The organism is Micromonospora sp. NPDC049366, assembly GCF_044466625.1.
Taxonomy (GTDB): Bacteria; Actinomycetota; Actinomycetes; order Mycobacteriales; family Micromonosporaceae; genus Micromonospora.
The window spans coordinates 139,993-155,035 of record NZ_JBITMV010000017.1 but is presented as its reverse complement, the minus strand read 5'-3'; the positions used below and the strand labels follow the sequence as shown (position 1 = coordinate 155,035).

At 75.2% G+C, this 15,043-nt stretch carries 14 protein-coding genes; 10 read left to right on the top strand and 4 right to left on the bottom strand.

What is annotated here, in order from left to right:
* Window position 1 precedes the first annotated feature (1 nt).
* The 9 genes from ACIBTV_RS23880 (at window position 2) to ACIBTV_RS23840 (ending at window position 9,889) form a co-directional block, all read left to right on the top strand.
* Window positions 2–502 carry a hypothetical protein gene (locus ACIBTV_RS23880; RefSeq protein ID WP_396708211.1) on the top strand — a complete coding sequence of 167 codons (501 nt, stop codon included), beginning with the start codon at window positions 2–4 and terminating at the stop codon, window positions 500–502.
* Window positions 502–1,161 carry a hypothetical protein gene (locus tag ACIBTV_RS23875; RefSeq protein WP_396708209.1) on the top strand — a complete coding sequence of 220 codons (660 nt, stop codon included), beginning with the start codon at window positions 502–504 and terminating at the stop codon, window positions 1,159–1,161. The genes ACIBTV_RS23880 and ACIBTV_RS23875 overlap by 1 nt, the downstream gene beginning before the upstream one ends.
* Window positions 1,158–3,185: a hypothetical protein gene (locus ACIBTV_RS23870; protein ID WP_396708207.1), complete on the top strand. Its 2,028-nt coding sequence runs from the start codon at window positions 1,158–1,160 to the stop codon at window positions 3,183–3,185. The genes ACIBTV_RS23875 and ACIBTV_RS23870 overlap by 4 nt, the downstream gene beginning before the upstream one ends.
* A gap of 11 nt (window positions 3,186–3,196) precedes the next feature.
* Window positions 3,197–3,520, top strand: coding sequence for a hypothetical protein (locus ACIBTV_RS23865; protein ID WP_396708205.1), 324 nt, complete (start codon window positions 3,197–3,199; stop codon window positions 3,518–3,520).
* Between the two features lies 1 nt (window position 3,521).
* Window positions 3,522–4,016 (top strand): hypothetical protein, encoded by a 495-nt coding sequence (locus ACIBTV_RS23860; RefSeq protein WP_396708203.1) that lies wholly within the window; start codon window positions 3,522–3,524, stop codon window positions 4,014–4,016.
* Window positions 4,009–5,445, top strand: coding sequence for a baseplate J/gp47 family protein (locus ACIBTV_RS23855; protein WP_396708201.1), 1,437 nt, complete (start codon window positions 4,009–4,011; stop codon window positions 5,443–5,445). Before ACIBTV_RS23860 ends, ACIBTV_RS23855 begins: the two co-directional genes overlap by 8 nt.
* A gap of 13 nt (window positions 5,446–5,458) precedes the next feature.
* Window positions 5,459–7,804: a hypothetical protein gene (locus ACIBTV_RS23850; RefSeq protein ID WP_396708199.1), complete on the top strand. Its 2,346-nt coding sequence runs from the start codon at window positions 5,459–5,461 to the stop codon at window positions 7,802–7,804.
* A 10-nt stretch (window positions 7,805–7,814) separates the two neighbouring features.
* On the top strand, window positions 7,815–8,942 hold the full coding sequence (locus tag ACIBTV_RS23845; RefSeq protein WP_396708197.1) for a hypothetical protein: 1,128 nt from the start codon (window positions 7,815–7,817) through the stop codon (window positions 8,940–8,942).
* 137 nt (window positions 8,943–9,079) lie between these two features.
* Window positions 9,080–9,889 carry a BTAD domain-containing putative transcriptional regulator gene (locus tag ACIBTV_RS23840; protein WP_396708195.1) on the top strand — a complete coding sequence of 270 codons (810 nt, stop codon included), beginning with the start codon at window positions 9,080–9,082 and terminating at the stop codon, window positions 9,887–9,889.
* Between the two features lie 128 nt (window positions 9,890–10,017).
* Here ACIBTV_RS23840 and ACIBTV_RS23835 read toward each other — a convergent pair whose 3' ends face one another.
* On the bottom strand, window positions 10,018–10,749 hold the full coding sequence (locus tag ACIBTV_RS23835) for an HD domain-containing protein (RefSeq protein WP_396708193.1): 732 nt from the start codon (window positions 10,747–10,749) through the stop codon (window positions 10,018–10,020).
* Between the two features lie 131 nt (window positions 10,750–10,880).
* On the bottom strand, window positions 10,881–11,384 hold the full coding sequence (locus ACIBTV_RS23830; protein ID WP_396708191.1) for a nitroreductase/quinone reductase family protein: 504 nt from the start codon (window positions 11,382–11,384) through the stop codon (window positions 10,881–10,883).
* A gap of 354 nt (window positions 11,385–11,738) precedes the next feature.
* Between ACIBTV_RS23830 and ACIBTV_RS23825 the strand changes: the two genes are divergently transcribed.
* Window positions 11,739–12,863: an aromatic acid exporter family protein gene (locus ACIBTV_RS23825; protein ID WP_396708189.1), complete on the top strand. Its 1,125-nt coding sequence runs from the start codon at window positions 11,739–11,741 to the stop codon at window positions 12,861–12,863.
* A gap of 189 nt (window positions 12,864–13,052) precedes the next feature.
* Here the strand turns inward: ACIBTV_RS23825 and ACIBTV_RS23820 are convergent, their stop codons facing one another.
* The gene (locus tag ACIBTV_RS23820) at window positions 13,053–13,760 is read right to left on the bottom strand and encodes an alpha/beta hydrolase (protein WP_396708187.1); all 708 of its coding nucleotides are present in this window, start codon (window positions 13,758–13,760) and stop codon (window positions 13,053–13,055) included.
* A gap of 207 nt (window positions 13,761–13,967) precedes the next feature.
* Entirely contained in the window at window positions 13,968–14,957 is a 990-nt protein-coding gene (locus tag ACIBTV_RS23815; protein ID WP_396708186.1) for a LacI family DNA-binding transcriptional regulator, read from the bottom strand.
* Between the last annotated feature and the right edge of the window lie 86 nt (window positions 14,958–15,043).

Here is a 15,043-nt window from a genome sequence, read left to right as displayed (position 1 = left end):
GATGGCCATCACCAGCAGCTTCCTGCGCTACGGCACGGTGCCGTCGGCGATCCTCAGCGACGGCGTGTTGCCCATCCCGCTCTGGGCGGTCACCGCCATCTCCCTGGCCCAGACCTACCACCTGCCGCCGATCGGCTCGACCGCGCACAAGGCGATCGTCGCCACCCACGACGACACGATCACGCTGACCGGGGTGCTCGTCGGCGCCGAACGCTACGCCTGGAAGTTCGCCCTGGAGACGATGGCCGAGGCGAGCAAACGGGGCACCGCGCTGGCCGCGTACTCGGGCGGGAAGTTCGGCGGGCTCATCCTCGTCACGTCGATGACGATCCGCACCGACATGCAGGTGCAGTCGCTGACCTTCAGCGCCTCGGCGGCCCGCCGGGACGTCCTGGACACCACCATCACCCTCGTCCACGTGCCCCGTCCCAGCCTGCTCGGCAAGCTGCTCGACGTGGCCAGCATCGGGGTCGGCGCGCTCGCCGACGGGTTGGGGAACTGATGCCACCGTTCCCGATCGACCGGTACCTGCTGCCGGAGGCGCCGATCGAGGTGCCGGCCGGCTTCACCGAGGTACGCCAGCAGCTCACCGCCGGGCTGCCGCACCGCGTCGACCTCGGCGCCGGCCTGCACGCGGTGCTGATCCTGCCCACCGGCCTGGCCCGGCAGTGGCAGGACACCGACCCCCTCGCGGTGGTCTCCACCTCGGCCGACGAGTTGGCGCCGCGTCCCGCCCCGCCGGCCGCGCCGCCGTCACCGGCGCTGGTCGGCCGGGCGCCGCTGCGGCTGGTCGTGCGCCACGGCACCCGGATCCTCGGGTCGGTGCCGCTCGCCGCCGGGCTGCGCCGGGTCTGCCCGGACAGCGGTCCCGCGACGCCCGACGGGGCCGGCGTCGCCGCGGCGACCCCGGTCGTCGAGCTGCTGGTGCTCGGCTGGGAGCTGCGCGCCGGCACGGTCCGCGGCTCCGGCGACTACGGCTCCCACCTGGCCGTCGCCTGGCGGCCCGCCGACCGGGCGGTCGACGCGTTCGGCCCGCCGCCGATCCACGAGTTCGTGTGGCGTCGCCGCCCGCCCGCCCAGCGGGTCGAGTCCGAGCTCGGCCCGGGCCGGCTGCGCTACCGCTACCTGCTCGACAAGAAGCTGCGGAGGGTGCTGCGATGACGCTCACGCCGTTCCAGAGCGCCCAGGCCCACCAGGGCGCGGTCGGCAACGACGCCGGCTGGACGCTGACCTTCCACCGGGAGACCCCCACCGGGCTCAGCCCGGACCCGACGGTCACGCTCTCCAGCGCCGATTACTACGCCGCGATCGACGCCGCGCTGCCCGAGGGGCTCGGCCCCGGAGCCTACAAGATCACGATTCAGGGGCTCACCGACGAGCACTACGCCCTGCTGCGCACCGCCGACGGGCAGCCGCCGCTGGTGGCGAAGCTGCACCTGTACTGGCGCGACGCCAACACCTCCGTCGGCGGCTACCTCACCAACCTGGTCGGCGCCAACGCCGGCCCGTCACCGGCCGAGCTGACCCAGGCGCTGGTCGCCGTGCTGCGGGTGACCAAGCTGCGCCGGATCACCGGCGAACGCACCTACGACACCGAGCTGACCCTCGTCGAGCAGGCGTACGCGCGGCTCGGGCAGCGGGTCGCCGAACGGTTCGAGGCGGCCACCTTCACCGCCGCGCTGCGCGCCATCGCCGACCGGACCCGGGTGGAGGTCACGGGCTGGCAGGCCGACCCGGACGGCACCATGACCCGGGGCGCGACCGAGGCGGCGGGCGACGAGCGGGTGACCTTCGGCGCCGGGCTGCTCTACACCGCGGCGCTGGAACGGCTCGGCAACGCGCTCCAGCAGTCCCTCAACGCGTACGGGCGGGGCATGCTGCTCATCCGCGACGGCACCGTGCACGTCGGCAGACGCCCGATCCCCTACCCGGAGGGCGAACCGAAGCCGCTCACCCTCGCCACCGGACTGCTGGAGTGCGCCGAGAACGGCGAGCAGGACGCCGACCCGTACGCGGCCACCGAGACCGGCGGCACACCACGGCCGCGCCGCACCGCGTGGACGCTCACCCTCAAGGGCCGCCCCGACCTCAAACCCGGCGACGTGGTCCGCTTCGACCCGCCGCCGCAGGCGGAGGCGACCACGCTGGGCAGCGTGGGCGCGGCGCTGCTCGGCTCGTTCGCCGCACCCTTCGCGCCGTCGACCGGTGAGCTGGGCGACACGGCGAAGCTGCTCTACGTCAGCTCGGCGCGGCACACCCTGTCGCGTACCGCCGGGTTCGTGACCGTCGTCGGCGGCGTCGAGATCGCCTCCCCGGCGCAGGCGTGGGACAGCTGGAGCGACGCCTCCGGCGCCGCGGCCGCGGAACCCGCGACGCCGGCCGCCTCGCCCGGGGTCGCCGCCGCCGAGGCGGTCCGCCGGGCCGCCCGGCTCGCCCGCGGCGAGTCACGCGGGCTGGAGATCGGCGAGGTGCGGGCGGTGGCGACCAACGCCTCCGGCGCGGTCGAGCCACCGGCCCAGACCGAGACCGTCTGGGAGGGGCTGGTCCGCCCCGACGGCCGCCCCAACGCGGCCCGCCGGCTGCCGGTGCGCCGGGAGCAGCCCGCGCCGCTGCCCGGGGTCACCTACCTGACCCCGTTCGCGTGGGGTGGCTGCGGCCTGATCCTGCCCCGCTACCCGGGCACCCGGGTGGCCCTGGCCTATCGCAACGGCGCACCCGACGACCCGGTGGAGATCGGCGCGCTCTGGCCCGCCGGGCACGCCCCGGTCTCCGAGCCCGGCGACTTCTGGCTCACCCTGCCGGTCGGCGTCGCCACCAACCGGCGCTCCTCCGTCGAGGACACCGTGGTCCCCGCCGACCACGACGGCAAGGTCACCCACGACCTCACCGACGGCGACGGCAATCGGGTCATCGAGCTGGGCGAGCTGACCGTACGGGTGGGCCGGGCGCAGCTGCGCGGCCGGGGCCAGCGACCGGCCCGCGCCGACGAGGCGGACAGCATCACCATCGAGCACGCCGCGGGCGGCTCCTCGATCGTGATGAGACAGGACGGCTCGGTCGTCATCACCGCCACGCAGATCGACCTGGACGCCGGCAACGGCGCGGTGAACATCAGCGGCGGCACCGTCAACATCGCCGCCGACGACGTCGACGTGCAGGTCAGCAACGCCATGAACGTCCACTGAGGAGGTCGGGGATGGGTTTCGTGCTCGCCACGTCGAGCAGCGTGCGCTGCCCCAGCCAGGGCGCGGTCAGCCCGGCCGGGCAGTCGAAGCTGCGGGTCGCCAACCGGCCGGTCGCCCGCCCCGACGGGATCACCGGCAGACCGGTGAGCGGCTGCACCGTCGCCACCAGCAACTCCACCAAGCAGTGCACCAGCGTCGTGTCGGCCAGCGGCGCGGCCGGCAAGCTGAAGGTCGGCAACGTCGGCGTCGCCCTCGACACGCTCTCCGGCGGCACCGACGGCACCACCTCCGGCCTGTCGGCCACCGCCGGCCAGAGCAAGCTGAAGGCGGTCTGACATGGACCGCACCGAGCGGGAACGCGCCGCCGCGCAGCGCCGCTACCTCGGCTGGGGGCTCGCCTTCGACCCCACCCTGCCCGGGCTCGACGTGGCCCGCGACATCACCTTCGAGGACGGCCCCGACGGCCGGGTCCTCGCCCTGGTGTCCGGCACCGGCAACGTGGCGCAGGACCTCGCGGTCGCGCTCACCACGCTGCGCGGCTCGCACGTCTTCGACGCCACGTTCGGCTTCGACGGGCTCAACGCCCTCGCCGACGGCGTGGAACCGATCCTCGTCCGCGAGCAGGTGCGGATCGCGGTGATCGCGCTGCTCGACCGCGACCCCCGGGTCCGCCGCATCGTCGACGTCAAGCTCGACGACGGGCGGCTCGGCTCCGACGACGCCAACGCCGCCGCGCTGCGCGCCTCGCGCACCCTCGACGTGCAGGTCCAGTTCGAAACCATCACCGACGACCGGCTCGCGGTCCACCTGGGGGAGCTGCCCAGTGTCTGAACCCACCCTCCCCGCCGAACTGGCCGACGTGCTGGCCGTGGACGCCGCCGCGCTGCGCTCCACCGGTTCCACCGGCTTCGGCGTCGTCACGACCGGCTTCGTGCCGAAGTCCTTCGCCCGGTTGCTCGCCGAGAAGCTCGCCACCGCCCGGCTGCTCTTCGGCGAGGACGTCGACCTGACCAGCGGTGCGGTGCTGCGCCGGGTGCTGGAGCTGAGCGCGCTGGAGGACGCCCGCCTGTGGGCCGCCATCGGCGCGGTCTACGACAACTCGTACGTCGTCTCCGCGACCGGCGACGCGCTCACCCGCCTCGGCGAGGAGCTGGGCATCGCCCGCCCCCACCGCCAGGCCCGGGGCACCGTGAAGCTCAAACTGAAGACGGCCCTGCCCAGCGGCCACCCGCAGCTGACCCTGCCCCGGGGCGCCCGCCTCGCCACCCCCGGCGGCCACCACGTCGCCCTGGACGAGACGGTCGTGCTCACCGCCGCCGTGCCCGAGCGCGAGCCGGCCGTCGCCGCCTTCTACCCGGGCCCCGCGCACAACCTCGACCCCGCCCAGCCCAGCCAGAAGATCGACCGGTGGAACCGCGCCGACACGCTCCTCGCCGACCTCGACGACGCCGAGCAGGCCGCCGGCGCCGAGCTGGTCGAGATCGTCCACAACGGCCGGCTCACCGGCGGTGAGGAACAGGTCTCCGACGCCCGCTACCGCCAACTGCTGCTCGCCGCGCCCCGCTCCATCTGGACCGCCGACGCGATCGGGCTGGCGGTGGCCACCGTCCCCGGCGTACGCCAGGTGCAGGTCTTCGACGGGCGCGGCGGGCTGGACATCAACCAGACCATCTTCGGCAACGTCAACTTCATCGAGCGGGTCTTCAGCAGCCAACGCGACCTGGGCAACCCGTACTACGTCACGGTGCTCGTCGCGCCGACCGCCGCCGCCATCTGGGACGGGCCCGACGGCCTCCAGGCGGCCGTCGAGTCGGTCATCGAGGACCTCCGACCGGTCGGCATCTTCGCCTCCGTCGACCGGGCCGAGGAGGTCGGCATCGGCGTGGAGGCCGACCTGGTCATCCGGGGCCTGCCCCTGCCCACCGGCTCCCGGGAGACCGTGAACACCTCCACCGCCGCCGCCGAGCTACGAGCCCGGCTGCACGCCCGGCTGCGCCGCTACGTCGACGAGCTGCCCTTCGGCGAGCCCGTCCGGGTCGCCGAGGTGATCTGGACGCTGATGAACGAGCCCGGCGTCGCCGACGTACGGGACCTGCGGCTGGTCCGCTTCCCGGCCGAGTCGGCGTCGCTGACCACGGCCACCCCGCCCACCGGCGACGGGGTGCAGCGCCTCGCCGTCGGCGCCAACGCCGTACTCGCCGCCAACCAGGTGCCCGTCTACGTCGACCGGGACGACCCCCGGCCGTTCCGGATCGTCTGAACGGGGAGGGCAGATGACCGACCTGCGGGTGCCCGTGGACGGCGCCGACCCGTCCGTCGAACGGAACCTCGTCGACCAGCTCGCCGGGCCGTACCCGGGCACCGTGCGCCGGGTGGTGGTGCCGGTGACCGGAGCCGGAACCGCCGCCGTGGACTGGACCAGCCGGCACCCGCTGCTGACCGTGGTGCTCCGCCGTGACCTGGCCGAGGAGACCGTCACCGTCCGGATCACCGTGGACCCCGGCGACGCCGACGAGCAGGCCCTCCCACCGGCGGTCTTCGCGCCCTGGTCGGCGGCCGGCGCCTCGGTGCCGGCGTACGTGCCGGACACCGCCGCCGAGCCGCTGGTCGCGCCCTTCACCGTGGCCGTCGCGGTCGAGCGGTCGGTGGACGGCGCCGCCGCGTCGCCGGTCACCGGCGACGCCCGGGCCGCGCTGGTCGAGCTGGCCGTGGTCGAGGGCAACCTGGGCCGGCTGGTCTACCTGACCGCGTACGAGAAGCACCGGCTGCGCCGGGCCGCCCGCGAGGTGCACGCCTACCGCACCCTCGCCCACGCCCGGCGGGACGCGCTGGACCGGCTCGGCGCCGACGTCGGGGTGGCCCGCTTCGTCGACGAGCTGGTGCACGAGCCGGCCACCGGCGAGGTGTACGCGCGCCGCCTGCCGCCGCCCGCCGTCGAGCCGGACGCCGCGTACGCCCTGCGGCTCGGCCTGCACCGCCGGTTCCTGCTGCCCACCCCGGGCGCGGTGCGCCGGCTGCTCAACGGGCCCGGCGCCGACACCGACCCGAACGCCGGGCTCTTCGCCGACCTGGCCGGCGGCGCCCGCTTCACCGTCCGGGAGACCGACGACCAGTTCGCCGTGGCGATCCGGCTGGTCGCCGCCGGCGATCCGCAGCACCGCGCCAATTTCCTCGCCCAGCTGCGCCGGGACCGGCTGGTGCTGCCCGCCAACACCCCGCCGAACAACACCGTCCACGCCGCCCGCGCGCTGCCGGCGAGCCGGCTCGCCGAGGTCACCGCGCTGCGGGCCAGCCTGCGCCAGTCGTACGCCTTCGACAGCGGACACGGCATCGCGCCGCCGCTGGCCCAGGCTCTCGACCGGGCCGGGCGGGTCTGCCGGGCGCTCGGCGCATCGCTGGTGTGGCAGGTGGTCCGGGCCCAGGACGCCACCGGCGGCAGCCGCTACGAGCTGGGCCTCGGCGTCGACGTCACGGTGCCCACCCCGGCCCAGGCCAACGACCTGCGCAACCGGGTGCTCGACGCCGCCCGGACGCCCACCGACGACGCGGCCGCGGAGGCGGCGATCAGCGCGGCGCGGGCCGCCGACGTGCCGACCGTCGGCCAGGACGGCGTGCTCGCCTGGCTGTGGCGCGCCTGCGGGGTGCTGACCGCCCACCGGGTGAGCACCACCCGCGTCTACCTGTCGCACCTGCCGACCCGGGGGCTCGTGGTGACCGCGCCGGACACCGTGGCCGTGGGCGCCACCCAGCCGGTCGAGGCGCACTTCCACGCCCCCGGCGACCCGGGCGGCAACGCGTTGCTGCTCGACGGGCTGGCCCGGGCCGGCACCGCGTGGACCGCCGGCGGGGAGGCGGCCTGGGACCCGTTGCCCGACGCGACGGCGCGCACCCGCTGGGCCGGGGTGCCGGCCCGGCCCGCGTCCGCGCCGGTGCACCAGGCGCTCGCCGCCGCCGGCCTGCCCGTGGTGGCCGACCCGGCGCCGGTGGTGGCCGCCCTCAACCGCGTGCCGGACGAGCTGGTGGAGACCGTCGAGCTGCCCGCCGCGCTCTCCACCGCCCTGGTCGCCGGCCAGCCGGCGGCGGCGCAGCGGCTGGCCCGGCTGGTCGGGCTGCTGCGCGACAACCAACTCGCCTCGGTGCTGCCGCTGGTCGACGCCGGCAACCGGGTGCTGCTGGTGTGCAGCGTCATCGGGCTGCCCCAGGCCGGGCTGAACCTCTCCGAGCGGCGGGCCACCGGTTTCCGCTGGTACACCGTCGGGCTCGGCGGTGGCACCGGGGAGATCAAGGCCGTCGGTTCGCGTACCGCCCTGCGCCCCACCCACGCGGGGCTGCTCGCCGTGGTGGCGCTCTCCTACATGCGTACCGGCCTGACCGACCCGTACGAGTTCCGGGTGGAGCTGCCCGCCGAGGCGACCCTCACCCTCGCCCAGTACGAACGGCTGATGAACGTGCTCACCCGGGTCTGCCCGCTCGGCGTCGAGATCAACACCTGGCACATCCGCCGGGACCACGTCGACCTCGACGGCGACGGCGTCGCCGAGCCCCTGCGTCCGTCGGTGGCCCGGACCTTCCGCACCTTCGCCCAGCGCCGGCACCGCGGCGTGTACGACCAGCTCTGAGAGGGACACCATGGCGAACGAGATCAACTACGACGGGGTGACCGTCCGGGAGCTGTACGACGCGTTCATCAAGGGCGGGGTCCTCCCCTCCGACGCCAGCGTCATGGTCTCCTCCTGGATCTACGAGAACGTCGGCAGCGCGAAGCGCGTCTTCAGCTACGCCGAGCCGTTCCCCGCGGTGGAGCCCGGCTGCGCCCCGGCGCCGTTCGTGCGCACCTTCGCGCACGCCGACTGGATCGACGGCGAGGACGTGGTGCAGGCCGGTCAGACGCCGGGGGAGCTGGGCTTCAACGAGCGCTTCCACCGCATCGAGCACGACCTGGACCACCTCGGCACCGACCTCGCCAAGGCGTTCACCTGCCTGGCCGCCATGCGGGCCAGCCTGCGCCGGCTGCTCGACGAGATCCGGGCCGAGCTGAACCGGCTCAACGCGGCCGTCCACGAGCAGAAGATCGACGGCGGCCCGCTGATCATCGACAAGATCCCCAACTACGTGGCCGCGCTCGACTACGGCCGCTACATGGGCACCACGATGTTCCTCGACAAGAAGGTCAGCATCTGGCAGACGAAGGCCGGCACGATCATCCTGCCCGCCGTGGAGGCCCTCGGCGTGGACGTCGTCGCCGGGCCGAAGCTGCGCGGCGGCGCGCATGTCGACCGGTACGTCGTCGAGCACCCCGACGTGCGGGAACGCTTCCCCCGCGAGGTCAAGCTCGACGAGTTCCTGCGGCTCTTCGGCGACGACGAGCTCGCCGACGGGCGCAGCGTCCGCGACGTGCTCAAGGTGCTCCCCGCCGAGAGCAGCTACCCGAGCATCGAGGCGATGATCAGCGAGATCGGCGAGCGGGAGGCCGTCATCGTCCGCACCACGATCGGCGCGCAGGCGGCGATCTCCGCCGCGCTCGGCATCGAGGCCGAGATCGAGAACGTCGCCGACGCGGACATCGCCGCGCTCGGCAGCGTACCGACCAAGGCGCGGGCGGCGCTGGCCCGCAGCGGCATCGGCACCCTCGGCAAGCTCGCCGACGCCAAGCCCGAGCAGGTGCTGGCGATCATGAAGGAGGCGCAGATCCGGGCCGACGCCGGCGACGTGGCCGAGTGGACCGGGTACGCCCGGACGCTGACCAAGCTGCGCTGAACGGCCACCCGGCGATCCGGTGAACGGTGGAGCACCGGCCGCCACCTGGGTCGGTGTCGCGACACAGCGCTGGCGCGACCTGCCTCCGCGTCCGACCGTGGAACTCCCAAGGTGCTCTCGGGTGCGGAGGCGCACGGATGCTGGTGCGACAGGTGGATCGGCAGGTCGGGCCGCCGGTGTCGGACGGGGAGACCGGTCCCGGACCGGACGCCCCGGCGCCCCGGCCACGGTACGCGCTGCGGCTGCTCGGCGGTTTCCACCTGGAACGCGACGGCCGCACCGTGGCCGTCCCGCACGGCGCCCGCCGGCTGCTGGCCTTCCTCGGCGTACGCCAGCGGTGCGAGCGGGCCGAGGCGGCCGGCACCCTCTGGCCCGGCTCGCACGAGGAGCGTGCCCGGGCCAACCTGCGCACGATGCTGTGGCGGCTGCACCGGCTGACCCCGGACCCCCTGGTGGTGGAGGACGACCGGCTCACCCTCGCCGACGGAGTCAGCAGCGACGTCGCGGCGCTGGTGGCCGCCTCCGCGGTGATCCTCGCCGGCGCGCCGGCCACCTCGGGCGGCCTCCCGCTGGCCACCGGCGAGCTGCTGCCCGGCTGGTACGACGACTGGGTCCTCGCCGAACGGGAACGGCTGCGCCAGACGCGGCTGTACGCCCTGGAGGCGCTCGCCGCGCTCCTCACCACCCAGGGCCGGTTCAGCGAGGCGACCCAGGTGGCGCTCACCGCCGTGCAGTTGGAGCCGCTGCGGGAGAGCGCCACCCGGGCGCTGATCGCCGTCCACCTGGCCGAACGCAACATCCACGAGGCGGTACGACGGTTCGAGCTGTTCCGCGCCGACCTGCGCCGGGAACTCGGTGTGGCGCCGACGCCGTGGCTGGAACGACTCCTGCGCGACGGCCTGTACGCCGACGCGCCCGACGTCGACGGCGGCCCGGGGAGAAGGTGACCCGGAAGGCCGCCGACGGCGGTCCCGCGCCACGGCGGTCCCGCGCGACGGCGGTCCCGGGTGACCGCTGGCCCGGAGACGGGCCCGGCGCAGCCGGTCGCGTCCGAGCGGCCCGGCCGCGGGTCGGATCAGTGGCGGTGGGCGGGTTGGTCCAGGATCGCCGCGAACCGCTCCTCGGCGAGATCGAGCTGGGCCAGGATGTGCCGCTTCACCGGCGCGGACAGCGGCGTGTCCGGCCGGGTGACCAGCTCCCGGAAGACCGGCACCAGCGGCCGGTACTTGCGGGCCGACGACTCCACCTTCGGCCCGACGGTGTGGATCACGCCCACCCCGTTGTCGGTGAAGTCCGACACCTTGATCACCCGCGCCCACGGCTCCCGGTCCAGGCTCGCGGCCACGTGCTCGCGGTACTGCTCGTTGCGGTCCCGCGCCGGGTCGTACGGCGGATTGGTGACCGCGGCGACCAGGCGGGCGACGCGCCCGCCGAAACGGTCGGTCAGCACGGCCAGGGCGGCGGCGGTCTGGTCGCCGTTCCCGGCCGGCGTGCCGGCCAGCTCCGCCGGGTGGTCCTCCACCGCGTCGTGCAGCAGCCCGGCGACGATCACGTCCACGTCGCGCACCTGGTAGTGGTGCATCATCCGGATCGCGACCCGCAGCAGGTGGTTCAGGTACGGCTCGCGGACCCGCCGGTCGTCACGGTGCAGGTCGGCGGCGAGGTCCAGCGCCGCCGTCAACCGTTCCCGGTCCGGCTCGTCGAAGGACAGGACCTCCAGCCGGAACCGTTCCAGCAGCCCCGCCTCGCCGTGAATCTCGGTGATCGCGTGCATCGGCATGGTGGCCAGGTACGGCGGGAAATCCATGCGTCACTTATAGCCGATCTTCACCCTCCGGGTCGCCCCCGAAGCGGGGTGTCACATGCGCGCGGTGCGGCTCGGTTACCGCAGAGCAGGCCGCGACCGCCGTGGACGCATCGGAGTGGTTGTCCGTCCCGTCAACCCGTGCGGGGATGGTCCGCCGGCTCCGGGTCGACGCGGAAGACCGGGTACCGGTCGGCGATCCGGGCGATCTCGGCCAGCGACGGGTGACGCCCCACCGGTACGTGCGGCCGGGCCCCCGGGGCCAGATCCAGGTAACGGCGCAGCACCGGGGCGCGGTCGGCGACCGGGACCTCGCTGAGCCGGACCGACTCCCGGCGACCGTGCCGCAGCACGGCACGACCACCGGCCGCACGCACGTTGCGGACCCAGTTGGTGTCCCGGCCGAGCATCGCCACGAGGTAGCGCGCACCCTGGTGCTGGGCGAGCACCAACGGGAGGGAGACCACCCGACCGCTGCGCCGCCCGGTCACCTCCAGGGTCACCCAGTTTCGGGGTACGAACACGCCGCTGGCGAAGTGCGCCGCGGAGATCCGGTTCATCAGTCGCGCCAACCGGTTCGGCCGGCCGCCCCGGTACAGCCAGCGAGTCAGCCGGTAGCGCTGCGAGACGTGCCGCATGTCGACCCTCCCGTGTCCGCGTACACCCCGAGTCCACCCGCGCCGGCGCGCCACCGCCAGGGTCGACCGGCACGCCCGTCCGGGACGGTCGACCCGCCCGGCGGCTCGTCCGTCCGTCCGCCCGCCCGTCTGCCCGTCTGCCCGTCTGCCTGTCTGCCCGTCCGTCCGCTGTCGGCGACAGACCGTCGGAGGTGCTGCGCGTGCCCGGCTGACCGCCGCCGGTTGGCCGACCGGCCGGGTGCCGCCGGCGTCACCGCCGAGCCGCCCGGGGCGGGGAACGGCCCGACGCGGGTGCCCGTCCGTCGATGGGAGACGATCAACGGTGGCGGACCTGTCGGGCGAGGAGGCGTGGGCATGAGCCGGTGGAGCTGGCCCCGGGTGGCCGCCGGACGGCTGCGGCACGGCTGGCAGTTGGTGCTGGAGGCGACCCTGGCCGCCACCGTCGCGTGGGTGCTCGCCAGGAGCGTGGTCGGGCACCCGCAGCCCTTCTTCGCCTCGGCCGCCGTGCTGATCGTCCTGGGGCAGGCACGCGGGCAGCGGCTGCGTCGCGCCGTCGAGGTGGTCCTCGGGGTGGCCGCCGGGGTGCTCGTGGCGGACCTGGTGATCCAGGCCCTCGGCCCGGGCACCACCTGGACGGTCTTCACCGTCATCCTGCTCACCGTCACCCTCGCCGCGGCGGTCGGCGCGACGGGCGTGAGCCTGGTGCAGGCGGCGGTCTCCGCGCTCTACCTGGTGGCGGTCGCGCCGCCCACCGAGTCGCTGGTGCCGTTCCGGTTCGTCGACGCGCTGATCGGCGGGGCGGTCGCGCTCGCCGTCAGCCAACTGGTCGACGCGCGGCGCCCGCTGGCTCCGCTGGTCGCCGAGGTCCGGGCGACCTTCGGTGACCTGGCCGCGGTCCTCACCGGCATCGCCGACGCCCTGGACCGGCACGACGAGCCCGCCGCGATGGCCGCCCTGGAACGAGCGCGGGGCATGGACGCCCGGGTGGACCGACTGCGCGAGGGCGTTCTCGCCGCCGGTGAGGCGCTCTGGCTGAACCTGCGCCGACGCCGACACATGGGTCGGCTGCGCTCGGTGGACACCTCGATCCGCCAGATCGACTACGCCGTCCGCAACGTCCGGGTGCTGGCCCGCGCCGGGGTCACCCTCAGCCGGCTGCCGGCGCCGGCGCCACCCGATCTCGGGACGGCGTTGCGGTCCCTGGCCGAGGCGGTACGCGCCGCCGGCGAGGCGCTCGCCGCCGACCTGGAGGGGCGCGACGAGACCGCCGACGAGCACGCCGTACGGGCCGACGAGGCGGCGCTCGCGGCGGTGCACACGGCGGGCCAGCTCTTCACGCCCGGTCAGAGCCTGCCCCTCGTCATGATCATCGGGCAGGTCCGGGCGACCGCGATCGACCTGCTCCGGGGCGTCGGCGCCGACGACGACGCCACCGTCCTCGGCCGCGTCGACCACTCCCTGGGCCTCCCACCCGTCTGACCCCGTCCCCCGCTCGCGCTCGCGCTCGTCGATCATGCAGTTGTGGTGGCCGACTCATCCGGATTCACGTCTTTCGCGAGGCACCACAACTGCATGATCGCCGGGGCGGGGCGGGGCGGGGCGGGGCGGGGCGGGGCGGGGCGGGGCGGGGCGGGGCGTGGGGCGTGGGGCGTGGGGCGTGGGGGTGGGTCAAGGGAGGGTGGTCAGCCAGGTGGCGGCGGCCTCGCGGATGTCCGGCGGGACCTCGTGGCCACCGGGGAACTCGCGGTAGGTCACGTCGTAGCCGAGGTCGTGCAGCCGGGGGACCAGCCGGCGGCTGCACACGTCCACCGGCAGCACCCGGTCGTCGACGCCGTGCGCGACGAAGACCCGGGGCTGGCCGTGGGTCACCAGCGGCGCGCTGAAGCCGGGGGAGAAGGCCACCACACCGGCCACCAGGTCACCGTTGGTGAGGCCGAGCGAGAGGGCGTACGAGGCGCCGTCGGAGAAGCCGCCGAGCACCACGTCCCGGACCGGGTACTCGGTGAAGGCGCGGGTGAGCAGGTCGTCGATGCGGCGTACGTCCACGCCGAACCCCTCGACGATCAGGTCCCAGCTGCTCGTGGCGGCCTGCGGCGCGACCAGGAGGAGGTGGTGTTCGTCGGCGAGGGGCAGCAGCAGGTTCAGTGCGTGGCGTGCCTCGCCGCCCGCGCCGTGCAGCAGCAGCACGAGCCGGTACGCCCGGTCCGCGACCGGCTCCGGCGCGTACCGCAGGCCCAGCGGACGGCCGTCGGGGTCGGTGAGGGTCGTCAGGCCGGCCGCGGCGGGGCCGACCGGCGGACGGGGCCGGGCGGTGAGCCGTCCGTGGCGGGCGTCGTCCTCGTCCGGCTCACGGCGGGGCGGGGCGGGGTCGGACACGGATCACCGTTCCTCGCTCGGTCGGCGGGTGTGCGGCGCGGTTACCCGGCGCGCACACGCTTAACCACCGCTGGTGTGCCGCCCGCCCGGCCCGCGCCCGACCGCCGAGCGGAGGGGCCCAACGCCGTGTGCGACCCGCCCGGCACGCGCCGGGCGGAGGGCTCACCGCCGTGTGCGACGTGCCCGGCACGCGCCGGGCGGGAGGGTTCAGGCGCTGTCGCGCGGCACCAGCGCGGACGGGAAGAACGTCACCGGTGGGGCTGGCCGCCGGTCGAGGACGGCGGTGGCGGCGGCGGTCGCGATCCGGGTGACGGGGTGGCTGGCCGTGGTCAACGCCGGTGTGCTCAGCGCGGCGAGCGGAATGTCGTCGAAGCCGGCCACCGCGACGTCGCCGGGCACGTTCACACCGCGGTGACGCAGGCCGGCGATGACCCCGAGCGCGGTGGCGTCGCTGGCGGCGAAGATCGCGTCGGTGTCCGGCCACCGGTCGAGCACCTCGCCGGCCGCCTCCCGGCCGCGGGCCGCCGTGAAGTCACCGGCGACCAGCCGGACGGGCATCCCCGCGGCGCGGGTCACCTGCCGGTAGGTGTGCACCGACCGGCCGGCGCAGACGAGCCACCGGTGGCCGGTGACCATCGCGATGCGTCGACGGCCCGTCGCGTGCAGGTGGCGCAGCACCGCTTCGGCTCCGGCGCCGTTGTCGACGTCGAAGGCGGGCACGGCGGGGGAGCCGATGCCGATCGAGGCGACCCGGCCCCGCACCCGGCGGGGCACCGCGTCGAGCACCGACCCCGTGGTGTTGACCAGCACCACGCCGCACACGCCCCGGTCGTCGACGAGCCGGCGCAGGGTCTGCGGGGCGCGCCGGGGCAGCCAGTGCAGGGTCACGCCGATCCCGTGTGGGGCGCCGACCCGGGCGGCGGCGGCCACCACCCGGTCGACGTAGGGGTCGTCGAGGACCGCCTCGGTGCTGCCGGTGACCGCCACGGCGAGCCGGACGCCGGAGCCCCGGACGAGTGCCCGGGCGGCCGGGTTGGGCAGGTAGCCGAGCCGGTCGGCCGCGGCGGCCACCCGGTCACGGGTGGCGGGCGAGGCGGAGCCGGTGCGGGCGAGGACGCGCGAAGCGGTCGCTCGCGACACCCCGGCGACCCGGGCGACGTCCTCCAGGGTGGCGGCGCGCGCCGCGGGTGTGGTCATGACGGTCCTCCCCAGGAGGTCGGTGCTCCGGTGCCCGCATCATCCCTCGGAGGTACGACGAAACATAGGGCTCGACCCGGCTTGTC

Excerpts from the sequence above, each read along its gene's own strand:
- ACIBTV_RS23830 (WP_396708191.1), bottom strand. The coding sequence starts at position 11,384 with ATGCGGCACGTCTCGCAGCGCTACCGGCTGACTCGCTGGCTGTACCGG.
- ACIBTV_RS23825 (WP_396708189.1), top strand. The coding sequence starts at position 11,739 with ATGAGCCGGTGGAGCTGGCCCCGGGTGGCCGCCGGACGGCTGCGGCAC.
- ACIBTV_RS23840 (WP_396708195.1), top strand. The coding sequence starts at position 9,080 with ATGCTGGTGCGACAGGTGGATCGGCAGGTCGGGCCGCCGGTGTCGGAC.
- ACIBTV_RS23860 (WP_396708203.1), top strand. The coding sequence starts at position 3,522 with ATGGACCGCACCGAGCGGGAACGCGCCGCCGCGCAGCGCCGCTACCTC.
- ACIBTV_RS23835 (WP_396708193.1), bottom strand. The coding sequence starts at position 10,749 with ATGGATTTCCCGCCGTACCTGGCCACCATGCCGATGCACGCGATCACC.
- ACIBTV_RS23875 (WP_396708209.1), top strand. The coding sequence starts at position 502 with ATGCCACCGTTCCCGATCGACCGGTACCTGCTGCCGGAGGCGCCGATC.
- ACIBTV_RS23880 (WP_396708211.1), top strand. The coding sequence starts at position 2 with ATGGCCATCACCAGCAGCTTCCTGCGCTACGGCACGGTGCCGTCGGCG.
- ACIBTV_RS23815 (WP_396708186.1), bottom strand. The coding sequence starts at position 14,957 with ATGACCACACCCGCGGCGCGCGCCGCCACCCTGGAGGACGTCGCCCGG.
- ACIBTV_RS23870 (WP_396708207.1), top strand. The coding sequence starts at position 1,158 with ATGACGCTCACGCCGTTCCAGAGCGCCCAGGCCCACCAGGGCGCGGTC.
- ACIBTV_RS23850 (WP_396708199.1), top strand. The coding sequence starts at position 5,459 with ATGACCGACCTGCGGGTGCCCGTGGACGGCGCCGACCCGTCCGTCGAA.
- ACIBTV_RS23865 (WP_396708205.1), top strand. The coding sequence starts at position 3,197 with ATGGGTTTCGTGCTCGCCACGTCGAGCAGCGTGCGCTGCCCCAGCCAG.
- ACIBTV_RS23845 (WP_396708197.1), top strand. The coding sequence starts at position 7,815 with ATGGCGAACGAGATCAACTACGACGGGGTGACCGTCCGGGAGCTGTAC.